Below are 17,532 nucleotides of genomic sequence, written 5' to 3'. Positions count from 1 at the left end.
GTGAAGAAGGTGTGTCAAGGATTCTGTGGCTAGAATCTATTTCGGCACACCCTCTTATTGAAGAAATTATTCTATGCCAAGGTTATAGATCGTATCCCAAGCATCGTTAACGGTGATGTTAATAACAGTCTCTTTTGACAGGTCAATCGGTTGGTCGGCATCTCCGGGGTCGCTTGTACCGCCGTCGGTAGAACTGGCTTTATATTTTTGGCCGATGGAGTAGAAGTAATTGCGTTGAACGTCATACACTTTCTTGTCTCCTGTAAGAGCATTGTTCACTATATCCCATTCTTTCAATACTTCTCCTGTGGCATTTTCCAACTGTACGGTAAAAGTTGTTGCACTTGCTACTTTGGCAAATGGAATGAGGAACTTACCGTTGAGGATACTGTTGGGTACGGTGGCTGTCAGGCCGGTAGTGGCGGGAATATTGAACGTTTTGGTCAGGTCTGTCCCGACAGCAGTGGTTTGGGCAATGAAGTCGGTTATTAGTGTGGCAAGATTAAATTCCAGAACTTTAGTCTTAGTATTATTACCTGTACCATTTACCAACAATGCACTTGGGAAGGTGAATGCCGGTGCATGGGATGAAGCATATACACGGACGAATGCAACAACGGTAGGAATACCGGTAGTGGGATGCGGGTACAATATAGGTACATTTTTGAAGTATCCCAGCAAACCGGCTACGTGACGACGCAGTTCGACTTCGCTGCTGGTTCCTGCTTCTATATTACCGTTCACTACATTAAAGGTGTTCTTTCCGGCAAAGAGTTCGGACTCGTTGGTAGCTGCCGGAAGGGTAGCCGTGAACGCGTCGCTGGCATTGCCACCACCACTGATGGTGTAGTCGGTCGAAAGATTATAACCGTAAGCCACTACGGTGTATTGTCCATCGGTTGCCAGTTTATTCAATTTGACGGTCTGACTTGCTTTGTGCGCAGGACTCGGATTGTCACCGGGGGCGGCGGGGGTAGACGGACCTGCTGTCCAGACGATAGGATTTTGCGTACCTGCTGCCAATGCGGAAGCTGTAACGTCAGTTCCTGCCGCGTTATAAATGTACAGTTTAACGGCAGTTACATTATTGGCTGCTTCCGAACTGTTCACGGGACGAGCGGCGCGTGTACTTAGTCCGTCACCACCACTGTTGAGGGTTAGAGTGAGCGTCTGACCGGATTGGGCTACGTCAGGACTTTCCACAGGAACTGTGTCGTCATTACTACATGCTGCCAGCATCATGGCACCGACAGCGGACAAAAACAAATAATTTTTCATTTAAGCTAAGTTTTAGAATTAAATAATATGTGAAAAAAACGAGATTAATCTATATCTAGGTTGTAGATGATTTTCCAGACATCATCTATGAGCAGGAAGATGTTGAAGTCTCTTTTCTCGTCATCGTAGACATACTTTAAAGTAGTCAGTTCGTTACGTTTCAGAGTGACATTCACATTTTTTGGGGTGAGTGTAGGCGTTATTCGGTCTGCTTTATCGTATAGATTGAGATGTACGGGGGATTGGAGTTCTCCTGTCGAGGGAGCTAGAATGGTGTACAGTACAATCTCCGGAGCGGCATTCCAAGTGTCTTGCTTACGTACAGTGACCGGATTTGCATATTCGAACTTATGGTTCACACGTTCGTATATTTGTCCGATACTGTTATCCTCGTAGCGTACAGTGGCAGGAAGATTGGCGATTTGAATCAGCAACTTTCCGGTGGTGCGTTGCAGTGCTAATGAGTGATGGCTATGTTGTTCGTCATACACCAGCGTGTCATGTGCCAGATAGACATCGTTTGCTTCCGTCAGATTAGTATGCAGGATACTGGTCAGTGATTGTCCGGTTAGCTGCGATTGGTCTGACAGACCACCCCATACGTTCAGTACATATGTGCCGAAAGGCAGGCACTCACAGAAGGTGATGGAGTTTGTGGGAGTATTGCCTGTTACGTTGAATATGCCTTGTTCTTCTATGATATCACCGGTTGCAACATTGCGCAGCGTATAGTAGAGTGTAGGAACATAATCGCGAAAAGCGAGAGATTCACTCTTACGTGTTTCCAACGCCACATTATTGATGTTGGAGTAGTTTTTATCCTTTACAGAGAGCTCTACCTGTAGGGGCGGACAGTGTTGCATCCCTTCTTTGATGCAGGACGACAGCAATGGCAGGACAGAAATGAGAAAGAATTGGATGCTTCTTCTGACTGACTTACGGGGATACATTTTGTATAGGGGAATATCAGTTTTTATGGTGGTTAGCCGCAACAGCGTTTGTTTCATGGCATGGGCTTATTTCGTTTTCGGAAGACAACAGAAGCTAATTCTTGTTTGTTTCGGAAAAATAAGGCTTTAACCTTCATTAATCAATCCGTATGGAAACGGTTGCTTCGTGCTCGAACACGAAAATGGTTGTCTTTGCTACTATTTTTCTCTTTCTGTTAATTCGCTGATTTTGAATGAAGAGGTGGAAAACTTTAATCGTTTATTCAGCTTATTGTTATTTTATTATCGTAGAATATTGTTTTATTGAAAATAGTAACTGAAATATTCGGATTTTGGTATTTTTGTAGTATTTATTGGGCTAATAAGTGTTATCGAACGACAAATAAAGACAAAGGGAGAACAACCTCCCGAATTTGTTTCTATATTTGCGCAGTTGTTTGTTTAACTATTTGTTCTGGTGATAGTTTGCTGGAAATAGAAAATAGATGAACAAAAGTTGAACTTAACTGTTTATTATAATAGTAAAACAGGTAAAACGCGAAACGTTCCTTGCCATACTGTTATTTCAATAGGAATAGTGAAAGAATAATATAAATAAAAGATTGCTTATGTCACAGATTATCGGACATATCTCTCAGGTTATCGGCCCGGTGGTCGATGTGTACTTTGAAGGTACGGATGCAGAAATGGTGCTGCCAAGCATTCACGATGCACTGGAGATAAAAAGGCCAAACGGCAAAATACTGGTTGTAGAAGTACAGCAACATATCGGTGAGAATACGGTACGTACCGTAGCAATGGACAGCACCGACGGACTTCAACGCGGTATGAAGGTATATCCCACAGGCGGCCCCATCACAATGCCTATCGGCGAACAGATTAAAGGCCGGTTGATGAACGTAGTCGGTGATTCTATCGACGGTATGAAAGACCTGGACCGCAAAGGTGCATATTCCATCCACCGTGATCCCCCTAAATTTGAAGACTTGACAACTGTGCAGGAAGTACTCTTCACGGGTATTAAAGTGATTGACCTGCTCGAACCGTATGCCAAAGGTGGTAAAATCGGTTTGTTCGGTGGTGCCGGTGTGGGAAAGACTGTACTGATTCAGGAGCTTATCAATAATATCGCCAAGAAACATAACGGATTCTCCGTATTTGCCGGAGTAGGTGAGCGTACCCGTGAAGGTAACGACCTGCTGCGTGAAATGATTGAATCGGGCGTTATCCGCTACGGTGAAGCATTCAAGGAAGGCATGGAGAAAGGGCATTGGGATCTTTCGAAAGTTGATTATAACGAACTGGAGAAATCGCAGGTATCGCTGATATTCGGTCAGATGAACGAACCGCCGGGTGCACGTGCTTCCGTAGCGCTGTCCGGTCTGACGGTAGCGGAATCTTTCCGTGATGCCGGAAGTGAGGGTGAGAAGCGTGATATTCTGTTCTTTATTGATAATATTTTCCGTTTCACGCAGGCAGGTTCGGAAGTATCCGCCCTTTTGGGACGTATGCCTTCCGCCGTTGGTTATCAACCGACACTGGCTACGGAAATGGGGGCGATGCAGGAACGTATCACGTCTACCCGTAAAGGTTCTATCACCTCTGTACAGGCAGTATATGTACCTGCCGATGACTTGACGGATCCGGCTCCTGCAACTACCTTCAGCCATTTGGATGCCACTACCGTGCTCGACCGTAAGATTACGGAACTTGGTATCTACCCGGCTGTAGACCCCTTGGCTTCGACTTCCCGTATCCTCGACCCGCACATCGTAGGTCAGGAACATTATGATGTAGCGCAGCGGGTGAAGCAGATTCTGCAACGCAACAAGGAATTGCAGGATATTATCTCCATCCTCGGTATGGAAGAACTTTCGGAAGAAGACAAGACGGTAGTGAACCGCGCCCGCCGTGTGCAGCGTTTCCTTTCGCAGCCGTTTGCCGTAGCTGAACAGTTTACAGGCGTGCCGGGCGTGATGGTGACTATCGAAGATACGATTAAGGGATTCAAGATGATTCTGGACGGCGAAGTGGATTATCTTCCCGAACAGGCTTTTCTGAATGTCGGAACAATTGAGGAAGCGATAGAGAAAGGTAAGAAATTGCTGGAACAGGCAAAGAAATAAAAACGTAGAGTGATGAAAGAACTGCATTTGAGTATAGTATCGCCTGAAAAGAGCATATTCGACGGAGATGTGAAGATTGTCACATTGCCGGGCACGATCGGGTCGTTTTCCATTCTTCCGGGACATGCGCCTATCGTCTCGTCATTGAAGGCGGGAACGCTGAGTTACACGACGATGGAGGGCGAGGAGCATACAATGGATATTCAGGGTGGTTTTGTCGAATTGAGTGACGGGACGGTTTCTGCTTGCATTTCCTAAAGAAAGACACAGTGACATGGTGAACATTACTAAAACGAAACGGAACTTTATCGGTTTGCATACTTTGTTTGCAATTTTAAGCGCAGCGCTTGGAGCGGTTATTTTACACTTTGCCCTACCGGGGCATTATTTTGGAGGATATCCGTTCATTCCGGTTTATTTCTATTTATTCGGTTTGTTTAGTATCTATATGTTCGATGCGTGCCGGTTACATGCCCCGCAAAAATTGTTACTGTTGTATTTGGCAATAAAGATGGTAAAGATGATTCTTTCGATAATCCTGGTCTTGATTTATTGTATTGCTGTACGCGAAGAAGCCAAAGCATTTTTGCTGACGTTTATCTCGTTCTATTTGGTATATCTGGTATTCGAAACCTGGTTCTTCTTCTCTTTTGAAGTGAACCGGAAACTGAAGAAGAAAAATAAGAAGAAAAATGAAACAGTTGCATAACATAGTAGCTCCGTTGATTCTGTTCTGCCTGATGGTGGCAGTCGGTCTGCCGGTTCTTGCACAGGAACAGGAGGGGGAAGCGGCTTCACAGACGCAGGATGTGATTACTCCCCAAGAGGAGAAGGAAAATACGGTGGACGTGAAGGAAATCGTGTTCGGGCATATCGGCGACTCATACGAATGGCATATTACGACATGGGGTAAAACGCACATTACCATACCATTACCTATCATAGTTTATAGTGGAAGTACAGGTTGGCATATGTTCCTTTCTTCCCGTCTCGGAGAGAATGGCGGTACGTATGAAGGACTTTCCATCGCTCCTGAGGGAAGTAAATACGAAGGTAAACTGGTAGAATATGACGCAGCGGGCGAGCAGGTTCGTCCCTGGGATATTTCTATTACGAAAGTGACATTCGCTTTGCTGTTCAACAGCATATTGCTGCTGGTTATCGTGCTGAGTGTGGCGCACTGGTACAGGAAACGTCCGCAAGGAGCTAAGGCACCGGGTGGATTTGTCGGATTCATGGAAATGTTCATTATGATGGTGAACGATGATATCATCAAAAGTTGTGTCGGACCGAATTACCGGAAGTTTGCCCCATATCTGCTGACAGCGTTTTTCTTTATCTTCATCAATAATATGATGGGGTTGATTCCATTTTTTCCCGGTGGTGCGAATGTGACGGGAAATATCGCTATCACGATGGTACTTGCAATATGCACTTTTCTGGCAGTCAATATCTTCGGAACGAAGCATTATTGGAAGGATATTTTTTGGCCGGATGTACCTTGGTGGTTGAAAGTACCTGTGCCGATGATGCCGTTTATCGAGTTCTTCGGAATCTTTACGAAACCGTTTGCCTTGATGATTCGTCTTTTCGCCAATATGTTGGCGGGACACATGGCGATGCTGGTACTCACTTGCCTGATATTCATTTCGGCAAGCATGGGACCCGCACTGAACGGCACGCTGACAGTAGCTTCCGTATTGTTCAACATCTTTATGAATGCGCTTGAACTGTTGGTTGCTTTTATTCAGGCTTATGTCTTCACCATGCTTTCGGCGGTGTTTATCGGACTGGCGCAGGAAGGTGCCAAGGTAAAGGCGGAAGACAAATAAAAGAGAATTTAATAGAGAGAAAATAAAAAATATAAACCATTTTAAAACTGAAAATTATGATCCTATCAGTATTGTTACAAGCCACTGCAGCAGCAGTAGGAGTAAGTAAATTAGGTGCAGCTATCGGTGCAGGTCTTGCAGTAATCGGAGCTGGTTTGGGTATTGGTAAAATTGGTGGTTCGGCTATGGAAGCTATTGCACGCCAGCCGGAAGCATCAGGTGACATTCGTATGAATATGATTATTGCAGCCGCCTTGATTGAAGGTGTGGCATTGTTGGCGGTAGTCGTTTGTTTATTGGTATTCTTCCTCTAAGCCTATGTCGTTACTATTACCTGATAGTGGCCTGTTGTTCTGGATGTTCCTCTCATTCGGGATTGTGTTCGTGGTATTGGCAAAATACGGTTTTCCTGTCATCATCAAGATGGTGGAAGGCCGTAAGACCTATATCGACCAGTCTTTGGAGGTGGCGAGGGAAGCTAATGCCCAGTTGTCTAAACTGAAACAAGAAGGCGACGCATTGGTGGCAGCCGCCAACAAAGAGCAAGGACGCATCTTGAGGGAAGCAATGGAAGAACGTGACAAGATTGTTCACGAGGCCCGTAAGCAAGCCGAGATAGCCGCACAGAAAGAATTGGATGCGGTGAAACAACAGATTCAGATTGAAAAGGACGAAGCTATCCGCGACATCCGTCGCCAGGTGGCTGTTCTTTCGGTCGACATTGCCGAGAAGGTGCTCCGCAAGAATCTTGCGGATAAAGATGCTCAGATGGGCATGATCGACCGGATGCTGGATGAAGTATTAACCCCGAATAAGAACTAAGGAAGATGGATGTCGGAATACTCTCAATGCGTTATGCAAAAGCAATGATTGAATACGCGCAGGAAAAAGGTATTGAAGACAGGATATATCAGGAGTTCCTGACCCTGTCTCACAGCTTCTGGGCCTTGCCCGGTCTGTGCGAAGCACTTGAAAATCCTGTCATCACGACCAGGGAGAAGTTGGCATTGGTCTGCACCGCTGCCGATGGTGACGGTAAGTCAACGAGGGAGTTTGTCCGTTTCATCACTTTGGTATTGAAAAACAGGCGTGAAGGCTATCTGCAATTTATCAGTCTGATGTATCTGGATCTTTACCGGAAGCTGAAACATATCGGAACCGGCAAGTTGATTACGGCCGTGCCGGTCGATAAGGATACGGAAAACCGGATTCGTTCCGCAGCCGCGCATATCCTGCATGCCCAAATGGAGTTGGAAACGGTGGTAGACCCGTCCATCGAAGGCGGCTTTATCTTCGATATTAATGACTACCGGCTGGATGCAAGTGTTGCCACGCAGTTGAAGCGAGTGAAACAACAATTTATTGATAAGAATAGGAGAATTGTATAATGTCTGAAAATATAAGAGTAAGCGAAGTATCTGATATATTGCGCAAGCAGCTCGAAGGAATCAATGCCAATGTGCAACTTGACGAGATCGGTACGGTGCTCCAGGTGAGCGACGGCGTAGTCCGTATCTACGGTTTGCGGAATGCCGAGGCGAATGAATTGCTGGAGTTTGACAATGGTATCAAAGCAATCGTGATGAACCTCGAAGAGGACAACGTGGGTGCTGTGTTGCTGGGGCCGACGGACAGGATCAAAGAGGGATTCATCGTGAAGCGTACCAATCGTATCGCCTCTATCCGTGTGGGAGAGGGGATGCTGGGACGTGTCATCGATCCGCTGGGTGAACCGCTGGACGGTAAAGGTCTGGTCGGAGGTGACTTGTACGATATGCCGTTGGAACGGAAAGCTCCGGGAGTTATCTACCGTCAGCCTGTTAACCAGCCGTTGCAGACCGGATTGAAGGCTGTTGATGCCATGATTCCTATCGGCCGTGGACAGCGTGAGTTGATTATCGGTGACCGCCAGACGGGAAAGACCGCTATTGCGATTGATACAATTATCAATCAGCGCAGTAACTTTCTGGCAGGCGACCCTGTGTATTGTATTTATGTGGCTATCGGTCAGAAAGGTTCTACCGTTGCTTCTATCGTAAATACGCTTCGTGAGTACGGAGCACTGGATTATACGGTTGTAGTAGCCGCTACGGCGGGTGACCCGGCTGCATTACAGTATTATGCACCGTTTGCGGGTGCTGCCATCGGCGAATATTTCCGCGATACCGGTCGTCATGCATTGGTTGTCTATGATGACCTTTCCAAGCAGGCGGTAGCTTATCGTGAGGTTTCTCTGATTCTTCGTCGTCCGTCGGGACGTGAAGCTTACCCGGGTGATATTTTCTATCTGCACTCCCGTCTGTTGGAACGTGCGGCAAAGATTATCAGCCAGGAAGAGGTGGCACGCGAAATGAACGACCTGCCGGATAGTCTGAAAGGCATCGTCAAAGGTGGTGGTTCTCTTACCGCACTTCCTATCATCGAGACGCAGGCTGGCGACGTTTCGGCTTATATCCCTACAAACGTGATTTCTATCACCGACGGACAGATATTCCTTGAAACGGATTTGTTCAACCAAGGGGTCCGTCCTGCCATCAACGTTGGTATCTCCGTATCCCGTGTAGGTGGAAATGCTCAGATTAAGGCGATGAAAAAAGTTGCCGGGACATTGAAGATTGACCAGGCGCAATATCGTGAACTGGAAGCCTTCTCCAAGTTTAGCAGTGATATGGATGCGATTACAGCTCTGACTATCGACAAGGGGCGTAAGAATGCCCGGCTATTGATTCAGCCTCAATACAGTCCGATGCCCGTAGAGCAACAGATTGCTATTCTTTACTGTGGTACGCATGGGCTTCTCCATGATGTCCCCTTGGATAAAGTGCAGGATTTTGAACGTAGCTTCGTCGAATCTCTGCAACTGAACCACCAACAGGATGTATTGGATGTGTTGAGAACCGGTGTTATTGATGATAACGTGACTAAGGCTATCGAAGAGACTGCCGCTATGGTCGCCAAACAATACTTATAATAACGATTAGTGGTTAGTGATGAGTGATTAACGTAATATTACTAACTGACACTAACCACTAATCATTAATCACTAACCACTAATCATTAAAAATCATGGCTTCACTGAAAGAAGTAAAAACCAGAATAAATTCGGTAAAAAGTACCCGAAAAATCACTTCAGCAATGAAGATGGTGGCTTCTGCCAAATTACACAAGGCACAAGGAGCCATTGAGAATATGCTGCCTTATCAGAAGAAGTTGAACAAGATTCTAACTAACTTCCTGAGTGCGGACCTCCCAGTCGAGTCTCCTTATGTGAAGGAACGCGAAGTGAAACGTGTGGCAATTGTCGTTTTCTCTTCGAATACCTCTCTTTGTGGTGCTTTCAATGCCAATGTCATCAAAATGTTATTGCAAACGATTGGTGAGTATCGTACTTTGGGACAAGATAATATCTTGATTTTCCCAATAGGAAAAAAGGTCGATGAAGCCGTGAAACGTATGGGATTCCAACCGCAGGAAACCGCTCCCACACTTTCCGACAAACCGACTTATCAGGAGGCTTCCGATTTGGCGCATCGCCTGATGGCGATGTATGTGTCCGGAGAGGTGGATCGTGTAGAAATCATCTATCATCATTTCAAATCAATGGGCTTGCAGATTCTTCTTCGTGAAATGTATCTCCCTATTGACCTGACGCGTGTCATAGATGAAGAGGAACAAAAGGACAAAGAGGAAGTGGAAGATCATGAAATAGCAAACGACTATATCATCGAACCTAATGCCGAAGAACTGATTGCCAATCTGATTCCAACGGTATTGAGCCAAAAAATGTTTACCGCAGCCGTTGATTCGAATACATCGGAGCATGCTGCACGTACATTGGCTATGCAGGTAGCTACGGATAATGCAAACGAGTTGATCCAGGATTTGACGAAGCAATATAATAAGAGCCGTCAGCAAGCGATTACGAATGAATTGCTGGATATAGTAGGCGGTTCGATGAAATAATTTATACTATTTCCGGCTTGCTATAAAGAGTGGTAAAACTCCTTTATGATTTTGCAGGCACGGATTACACGGAATTTACGGTTCTAATAGGATGAAACCGTGCTATTCGTGTAGTCCGTGCTTGTTTTTTTGTATTTAGATTTCAGTGGTTGGAATCTATTCAGTAACTTTACCGAAAATTTTAGGAAACATGGAAAATAATCCTGAACTGCAACTAGCTTGGCAGTTCATTGAAAATACAGGCACACACCTGTTTCTTACCGGGAAAGCCGGAACAGGAAAAACTACATTTTTAAGACGATTGAGAGAGCATACCCCCAAACGCATGGTCGTATTGGCTCCTACGGGTATAGCGGCTATTAACGCTGGGGGAGTGACGATTCATTCTTTTTTCCAGTTATCTTTTGCACCGTTCGTGCCGGATACAACTCTTAACTCGGCACAGATGCACTACCGTTTTAATAAGGAGAAACGTAACATCATCCGGAGCATGGATTTGCTTGTGATTGATGAAATCAGTATGGTACGTGCGGATTTGCTGGATGCGGTGGACGCGACTTTGCGGCGTTATCGTGACCGTGAGAAACCATTCGGTGGGGTACAGTTGTTGATGATTGGAGATTTACAGCAGTTGGCGCCTGTTGTGAAAGACAGTGAGTGGGAGTTGTTGCGGCGTTATTACGAAACGCCCTATTTCTTTGCCAGCCATGCGTTGAGGGAAACTGTCTATATGACGATTGAACTGGAAAAGGTGTATCGTCAGAGCGATACTTATTTTCTTTCTCTGTTGAATAAGATACGGGAGAACAAGGCGGATGATGAAGTCTTGAATGCGTTGAACAAGCGGTATCAGCGAGGTTTCCAGCCCTCCAAAGAAGAAGGATATATCCGTCTGACGACACATAATAATCAGGCACAGCAGGTCAACGACCGTGAGCTGGCATCTTTGCCCGGGAAGGCTTACAGTTTCCGTGCTGAGGTGAAAGATGAATTTCCCGAATATTCCTATCCTGCGGATGAAGTTCTCACAGTCAAGGAAGGTGCGCAAATCATGTTCCTCAAGAATGATGTTTCTTCCGAAAAACGGTATTATAACGGTATGATTGGAGAAGTGGTAACTGTCAATGAAACGGGGATGTTTGTACGTGGAAAGGATAGCGAACATGAGTTTCAACTGCTGCAGGAAGAATGGGGGAATTACAAATACGTATTGAACGAGGAGACGAAAGAAATTACAGAGGAGATAGCGGGAGTATTCCGCCAGTATCCTATTCGTCTGGCTTGGGCTATTACGATTCATAAGAGCCAGGGATTGACGTTTGAGCGTGCCATTATTGATGCGCGTAATTCTTTTGCGCATGGGCAGACTTACGTGGCTTTGAGCCGCTGCAAGACTTTGGAAGGAATGGTATTGGAATCTCCTTTGCGCCGGGAAGCCATCATTAGTGACAGTATTGTCGATAATTTCACAAAGGGAGTGGAGCAAAATAAGCCGGGAAGCAAGCAGTTGAATGATATGCAGAAGGCTTATTTCTTTGATTTGTTGAGCGATTTGTTTAACTTCTATGCTATCGAACAGGCTTATAAGCGGCTGCTCCGTATGATGGATGAAGACCTTTACAGGCTCTTTCCGAAGCAACTTGCCGACTATAAGGCATTGGAACCCCACATCAAGGAAAGGATAGTGGAAGTTGCCCATCGTTTCCGTAACCAATATACCCGGTTGATAAACGAGAGCGAAGATTATGCCGGAAATCAGGAGTTGCAGGAACGTATCCGTTCCGGTGCCGGATATTTTCGTAGAGAGTTGAAACCGGTTCGTGCCTTGTTCGATAAGACTAATATGCCTCTTGACAATAGGGAATTGAGGAAGCAACTGAATGAACGTCTGCAAACACTGGATGATGCGTTGTGGATTAAGGAATCCTTATTGGGTATCATATGTACGTCAAGTTTCACCGTTTCTGATTATCTGAAGCAGAAAGCGAAGGTAATGTTAAGCCTCGAAGGGGATTCTTCGACTTCTGCTTCGTCTTCCAAAGCTCCGAGAGAGAGAAAAGAACGGAAAGAACGTGCGGCAAGCACTCGTTCCGGGAAGGTGAAAGTGGATGTTCCTACAGATATTATGCATCCGGAGCTTTATCGTACTTTGGCGGAATGGAGAATGGAAAAGACGCGTGAAGCCAATGTGCCTGCGTATGTCATTATGCAGCAGAAGGCATTGATGGGAATTGTGAACCTATTGCCGGATACTCCGCAAGCATTGGAAGCCGTGCCTTATTTCGGAGCGAAAGGCGTGGAGAAATATGGACTTGAAATTTTGGGGATTGTTCGTAAGTATATGAAAGAAAATCAACTGGAACGGCCGGAAATCAAGGAGATATTTATTTCAGCGAAGGAACATAAGAAAAAGGAAGAAAAAAAAGAACCTAAGAAAGAAACGAAACAGGTGAGCTATGAAATGTTCTGCCGGGGGATGAGCATAGAGGAAATAGCTAAAGCGCGTGATTTGGTGACGGGGACGATCGCTACCCATCTGGAGTACTATGTCCGTGAGGGAAAGATAAAGCTGGAGCAAGTAGTGCCGGCGGAAAAGATAGAAAAAATTCGCCGTTATCAGCAGAAGAAAGAGAATCTTGGAGTGGTGGGAATAAAGGCGGCATTAGGAGATGAGGTCTCCTATGCCGATATAAAGTTTGTATTCGCAGCCAACGACGTCCGACGTTGATTCAATAGAAAACATATTGTATAAATTCTGTGTTTCCAAATATTATATATTTTCCCAATCCATGAGCACTTCTTTGAGTTTTCGTGGATTATATCCGAGTATTGTCTGTGCTTTCCCGATACTCATTCCACTGAAACGGGGGCGGGGAGTAGACTCCTGCATCTCTTCCGTGGTAGCGGGATGGATAAGTGAGCGGTCTAGCTTCATATGGTCTGCTACTTGGAAGGCAATCTCTGCGATAGTCAGACATTCGTCGCCACAAATATGAAAGATTCCGTTGGCTGTATTTTCTATCAGGAGTTGTATTCCGTTTGACACATCTCCAACGTAAGTCGGAGTTCTCCACTGATTAGACACAACGCGAATCTCCTGTCCGGCTTTCAAACGGTTCATCACTAATTGGACGATATTTCCATGCTGTCCAGGTAGTGCCTTCCCATATACAATTTCTACACGGGCAATGGCATAATTGCTGCAAATTTCAGCAACCTTTTCTTCCCCTTTCCACTTGGTAAATCCATAATAGTTCACGGGAGCAGGAGCATCTTCTTCCGTATATAATTGCCCTGTATTCTCATCTATCTTGCCGTCGAAGACGAAATCGGTAGACAGATGGATGAAACGGCTCTTATATTCTTCGCATAGGCGTGCCAGTTGCTCTACTGCCGTAACATTAGTAATATAAGCCTCTTCATGGTGTGTTTCGCAATAATCGGGGACAGATAAAGCGGAACAGTTGACAACAACTTCGGGACATACCTTTTTGAAAAGGTCTTTAACAGCCACTTCATCCCGTATATCAGTTTCAATGAAATGATAGCTTTTTGTATTCTCCGAAGTTGGGAGAATATCCGGGTGCAGAGAGCATCCGGTCACGTTATATTGCTTGTGAATGGATAAGTCGTTCAGTAACTGGCGTCCGGTGAATCCGTTGGTACCGATGATTAGTATATTTCTCATAAATTCTTTTATTCTGCTAGTTCTCTGTTATTTTAATGAGTGGCTGTATACCAGCCTGTCTCATTCTTTTTGGCAGCTTCCGGGCTGATACTCGGGTCGGAAATAGTGATACCGGAGAAAGTCTCTATTTTCACTCTGCCTTTACTCATTGAATAGTAATAGTCTGTATTTCTTTTGAATGGAACAGTTCGTTCCAACTGTTCCTTAAATTGAGCTAATAACTCCTGGTCGGAACATAACTTTGAGACGTAATCCTCGCAATCAAAGAATATGACGGGAGAGTAACCGTCTAATCTTTGCAGTGAACCGGTTAGTGACGTATCAAACGTAAACCGGCTATTTATTTCTTTCATTATAGCTGCCAGATTATCCATTTCCGAACAATCGGTAACGGCAAGCGTTCCGCATGGCATAGTGCTGTAATTTGAATAAAAAGCATAGAACCCGTCGCAAACTTCTTTGTAATTGACTTCTCCTATTAAATACTGCCCGATTTCAGCATAAGGCATCCCGTATGCCATAACTTCACTGGTAGACGCAATCAGATACTCCGTTACCTCTTTGAGGTCGTGAGCCACCTCCACGCCCGACATATAGCAGTCGTCAAAAAGTATATACTCCATTTTCAGACCGACGTTGGATATTCCTTTGGCAAGCGTGGTTAAATCCGTCTGATATTCGGGAGCTAACCCACCGAATAAACGTGTCATAGGCACATTCTCGTATTCCCAATGTCTCTTTCCGATACTGAAACTGCTGCGGGCTTTGACATTCGATACAGGTATCCATCCCAAACCATGACACCCGATAATCATTGCATATCGTTTGGCAGGGGTATAGTCTTGAACATCGTCCAAAATAGAAGCAATGCCTTCCGCTGTTGTATATGTAGGACTCGGATAATCGTAGTATTTATAAGTTTTCCGTACAGCTTTCCCGTCCTCATAAACAAGTTCAAAGAGAGCCGCCTCTGTTGCTTTGGTACACATGAATACGATAATCCGTTCGTTCTTCAGTACATTCGTTGCAACAACCTTTTCCAAATCAATGATATTCTGTTTGAAGTTATCAGTAAGATTAGTAGACCAGGGAAGATACATAAATACCGTCTGTTCATTGTTCGGACGTATAATCGGTTCGCTAAGTCCGGAATCTGCCGGGTCGTCATCACCCGGAGTATCTGTTTGCCTGGTATTCGGTGCTGTGGAAACCGGCTCTTCTTTCTCACACGAAATCATGCTAAAAGAAAGAAGTAGCATGAAAAGAACTGATTGTACTAATCTATAATATTTCTGCATTGTTTCCATTATTCTACGGAGATTAAATTATCTTTTTATATATAACGTAAAAAGAGAACTTTTTGATTTTCCTTATCGAGAGAAATTAGGTTTGACAGGCATCTCTCTCCTTTTGCAAAGTTACTGAAAATTAGGGGAATTTTCACTATTGGGCATAAAAAAAGGAGCAACGCCTTGCTCCAACCTTTGTTAACCTTAAATCTAATACTATGAAAAACACATTGCAAAGGTACGCACTTTTGCGAAATCTGCAAATAATCCAAGAAAAAAAGTATGTTTCATAACATAGATTAAGAATTTGATATTTCAATTCAAATTTTATTAAGACTTTTTTCTCGTCTCGTAATGATTTGATAACACTTTATTGGGGGATGGGAATCCCTACTTGACAAACATCATCAATTAGGTATTCTGAATTCATTGGGCGAACAACCTGTGATTTTCTTGAACAGACGGCTGAAATATTGTGAATTGGAGAATCCCAGTTCCTCTGCAATTTGATTAAGTGGTTTATCGGTATTCTGCAACCAGTCTTTTGCAACCTCGAAACGCTTGAACTGGATATACTCATTGAATGATTTCCCTGTTTCATATATCAGCAGGTCATTGAGATATGCAGGTGATAAATGAAGAAATTTAGCGCAATATTCAGAGGAAAGCATACCGGTTGACTGAACTGCTTTCGTACTGATATGAGTATCTAGCAGGAGACTAAAATCTTTGATAATCTTCTTGTTAGCTCCATTGCGTGTGATAAACTGCCGTTCATAGAAACGGATGCAATAATCCAGCAACAGTTCAATGTATTTTGAAATGATTTTCTTGCTATGCCGGTCGATGCAGCGTTGGAGTTCCTGATTAATCTTCTCCAGAAACTCCAGGATAATCTGTTTTTCACGTTGCGAGATATGCAGCGCTTCTTCGGGGCGATAAGAGAAGAAGGTATAATTGTGTATGTTAAGCCCCAGGGGAGTGCCGCAAATCAGGTCGGGATGAAACGCCAGTATCCATCCCTTGGAAGGGAACCTCTTGTTATTCTCTTTCATGCTGATTGATGCTCCCAGAGTCAGGCACACAAGGGTTCCGTCCGAGAAATCATAGTACTGATGCCCGTATGCATAAGCTTCACATTTGCATTCACTCAATAGAAGCGTATAAAATCCGAATTTAATGTCCGTATGAGGAGATAAGTCCGCCTTTGAGAGGTCAATGACACTGACCAGCGGGTGCAATGTCTTGCTTCCCAGGCAACAATTACATTGATGCACAGTTCCTATCTTGAGTATTTTATCTCCCATGACGCTGATGTTCTCCTGTATCTATTATATACGTTTTAATTCAGTTGCTTATATTCATTCGGAGTATGTCCGACGTGTTTCTTAAATAGCCGGCTGAAATGTTGTGGATACTGGAATCCCAGTTCATAGGCTATCTGGCTGACCGTTTGCGTACCTTCTAATATCCGTTCTTTGGCAAGTTCAATGATTCGGCATTGGATATACTCCTGTGCAGTCTTGCCCGTCTCCTTTTTTATCAGGTCACCAAAGTAATTGGGAGAAAGACATACCTTGTCCGCAAAGTATTTTACGGAAGGCAGCCCTTCGGTCATTGCCGCCTGTCCCTGAAAATATTCATCCAGCAAATGTTCGAACCTTACGATAATATCTTTATTAGCCTGGTTGCGGGTGATAAACTGCCGTTCGTAGAAACGCATACAGTAATCGAGCAGCAGTTCGATGTTGCGCACGATAAGCTGCTTGCTATGTTTGTCAATAGCATGTTCCAGTTCGATTTGTATCTTATGTATGCAGTCCGTTACGATTTCCTTTTCCTGGTCGGACAAATGCAAGGCTTCGCTTACCTCATAGGAAAAGAAAGAATAATTCTTGATATTCTGTCCCAGAGAAGTACCCCGGATTAAGTCGGGATGAAACAACACGCCGATAGATTGGGTACGTACGGGCGCCTGCTTTCGGTTATCTATTCCGATTACTTGCCCCGGAGCCATACAAACCACCGTCCCTTCCTGATAATCATAATATTTGCGACCGTATTTTAGGTCCCCGCATTTTGCGTCTTTCAGAAACAGAGAGTAGAATCCGATATTCATGTGATAGTATTCCACTGTCTTTGTTGCTTTTGAAAAGTCAATCACATTGACCAAAGGGTGCAAAGTCTCCAGCCCGAACAGTTGGTCGTACTGGTCAATAGTTTCAATTCTGGTAATTTCATCCATACGGCTTACAGTTTTATCTGTAGGCAAAGATAAGACATTTCGGAATATCTTCCCTACATCACATTTGCAAATCAGTAATATAGGTACAAGAATCAGTAATTTATATTATTGCTGTCCGATAAACCTTTTTATTGCAAGATAAAATTAGGGTCGATTCCATT

16 protein-coding genes are annotated in these 17,532 nt (G+C 44.4%); 10 read left to right on the top strand and 6 right to left on the bottom strand.

All coding sequences use genetic code 11. The features are described 5' to 3' along the window. Window positions 1–66: 66 nt before the first annotated feature. Together RDN93_RS14095 and RDN93_RS14090 are read right to left on the bottom strand one after the other, a co-directional pair. Complete coding sequence (locus RDN93_RS14095) at window positions 67–1,278, bottom strand: hypothetical protein (RefSeq protein ID WP_308746096.1); 1,212 nt, start codon at window positions 1,276–1,278, stop codon at window positions 67–69. A 44-nt stretch (window positions 1,279–1,322) separates the two neighbouring features. After that, the gene (locus tag RDN93_RS14090; RefSeq protein WP_308746095.1) at window positions 1,323–2,285 is read right to left on the bottom strand and encodes a hypothetical protein; all 963 of its coding nucleotides are present in this window, start codon (window positions 2,283–2,285) and stop codon (window positions 1,323–1,325) included. Window positions 2,286–2,836: 551 nt separating this feature from the next. On the opposite strand from RDN93_RS14090, the gene atpD reads away from it, so the two are divergent. The 10 genes from atpD to RDN93_RS14040 all read left to right on the top strand — a co-directional run bounded on the left by atpD (window position 2,837) and on the right by RDN93_RS14040 (window position 12,877). Then, a complete protein-coding gene (gene atpD, locus RDN93_RS14085; RefSeq protein WP_308746094.1) occupies window positions 2,837–4,354 on the top strand; it encodes a F0F1 ATP synthase subunit beta in 1,518 nt (505 codons plus the stop codon). A gap of 12 nt (window positions 4,355–4,366) precedes the next feature. Beyond that, window positions 4,367–4,612 carry an ATP synthase F1 subunit epsilon gene (atpC, locus tag RDN93_RS14080; RefSeq protein ID WP_308746093.1) on the top strand — a complete coding sequence of 82 codons (246 nt, stop codon included), beginning with the start codon at window positions 4,367–4,369 and terminating at the stop codon, window positions 4,610–4,612. Window positions 4,613–4,628: 16 nt separating this feature from the next. Next, the gene (locus RDN93_RS14075) at window positions 4,629–5,063 is read left to right on the top strand and encodes a hypothetical protein (RefSeq protein ID WP_308746092.1); all 435 of its coding nucleotides are present in this window, start codon (window positions 4,629–4,631) and stop codon (window positions 5,061–5,063) included. Next, window positions 5,047–6,186, top strand: coding sequence for a F0F1 ATP synthase subunit A (gene atpB, locus RDN93_RS14070; protein WP_308746091.1), 1,140 nt, complete (start codon window positions 5,047–5,049; stop codon window positions 6,184–6,186). Before RDN93_RS14075 ends, atpB begins: the two co-directional genes overlap by 17 nt. A gap of 56 nt (window positions 6,187–6,242) precedes the next feature. Then, complete coding sequence (atpE, locus tag RDN93_RS14065) at window positions 6,243–6,500, top strand: ATP synthase F0 subunit C (protein WP_024988623.1); 258 nt, start codon at window positions 6,243–6,245, stop codon at window positions 6,498–6,500. A gap of 4 nt (window positions 6,501–6,504) precedes the next feature. Continuing rightward, window positions 6,505–7,008 (top strand): F0F1 ATP synthase subunit B, encoded by a 504-nt coding sequence (atpF, locus tag RDN93_RS14060; RefSeq protein WP_308746090.1) that lies wholly within the window; start codon window positions 6,505–6,507, stop codon window positions 7,006–7,008. Between the two features lie 5 nt (window positions 7,009–7,013). After that, window positions 7,014–7,574: a F0F1 ATP synthase subunit delta gene (locus RDN93_RS14055; RefSeq protein ID WP_308746089.1), complete on the top strand. Its 561-nt coding sequence runs from the start codon at window positions 7,014–7,016 to the stop codon at window positions 7,572–7,574. Further along, on the top strand, window positions 7,574–9,157 hold the full coding sequence (gene atpA / locus RDN93_RS14050; RefSeq protein WP_308746088.1) for a F0F1 ATP synthase subunit alpha: 1,584 nt from the start codon (window positions 7,574–7,576) through the stop codon (window positions 9,155–9,157). Before RDN93_RS14055 ends, atpA begins: the two co-directional genes overlap by 1 nt. Window positions 9,158–9,252: 95 nt before the next feature. After that, the gene (locus tag RDN93_RS14045; RefSeq protein ID WP_308746087.1) at window positions 9,253–10,149 is read left to right on the top strand and encodes a F0F1 ATP synthase subunit gamma; all 897 of its coding nucleotides are present in this window, start codon (window positions 9,253–9,255) and stop codon (window positions 10,147–10,149) included. 190 nt (window positions 10,150–10,339) lie between these two features. Continuing rightward, window positions 10,340–12,877 (top strand): helix-turn-helix domain-containing protein, encoded by a 2,538-nt coding sequence (locus RDN93_RS14040; protein WP_308746086.1) that lies wholly within the window; start codon window positions 10,340–10,342, stop codon window positions 12,875–12,877. 42 nt (window positions 12,878–12,919) lie between these two features. Here the strand turns inward: RDN93_RS14040 and RDN93_RS14035 are convergent, their stop codons facing one another. The 4 genes from RDN93_RS14035 to RDN93_RS14020 all read right to left on the bottom strand — a co-directional run bounded on the left by RDN93_RS14035 (window position 12,920) and on the right by RDN93_RS14020 (window position 17,371). Then, window positions 12,920–13,837, bottom strand: a complete 918-nt coding sequence (locus tag RDN93_RS14035) for an SDR family oxidoreductase (protein ID WP_308746085.1) — start codon at window positions 13,835–13,837, stop codon at window positions 12,920–12,922. Between the two features lie 32 nt (window positions 13,838–13,869). Beyond that, window positions 13,870–15,144, bottom strand: a complete 1,275-nt coding sequence (locus tag RDN93_RS14030; protein WP_308746084.1) for a clostripain-related cysteine peptidase — start codon at window positions 15,142–15,144, stop codon at window positions 13,870–13,872. A gap of 389 nt (window positions 15,145–15,533) precedes the next feature. Continuing rightward, entirely contained in the window at window positions 15,534–16,433 is a 900-nt protein-coding gene (locus RDN93_RS14025; RefSeq protein WP_308746083.1) for an AraC family transcriptional regulator, read from the bottom strand. A gap of 35 nt (window positions 16,434–16,468) precedes the next feature. Further along, window positions 16,469–17,371, bottom strand: coding sequence for an AraC family transcriptional regulator (locus tag RDN93_RS14020; RefSeq protein WP_167965347.1), 903 nt, complete (start codon window positions 17,369–17,371; stop codon window positions 16,469–16,471). Between the last annotated feature and the right edge of the window lie 161 nt (window positions 17,372–17,532).

This window comes from uncultured Bacteroides sp. (assembly GCF_902491285.1).
Classification (GTDB): Bacteria; Bacteroidota; Bacteroidia; order Bacteroidales; family Bacteroidaceae; genus Bacteroides.
Note: the sequence above shows the minus strand (reverse complement) of the source record. Positions and strands in the feature narration are given on the sequence as shown.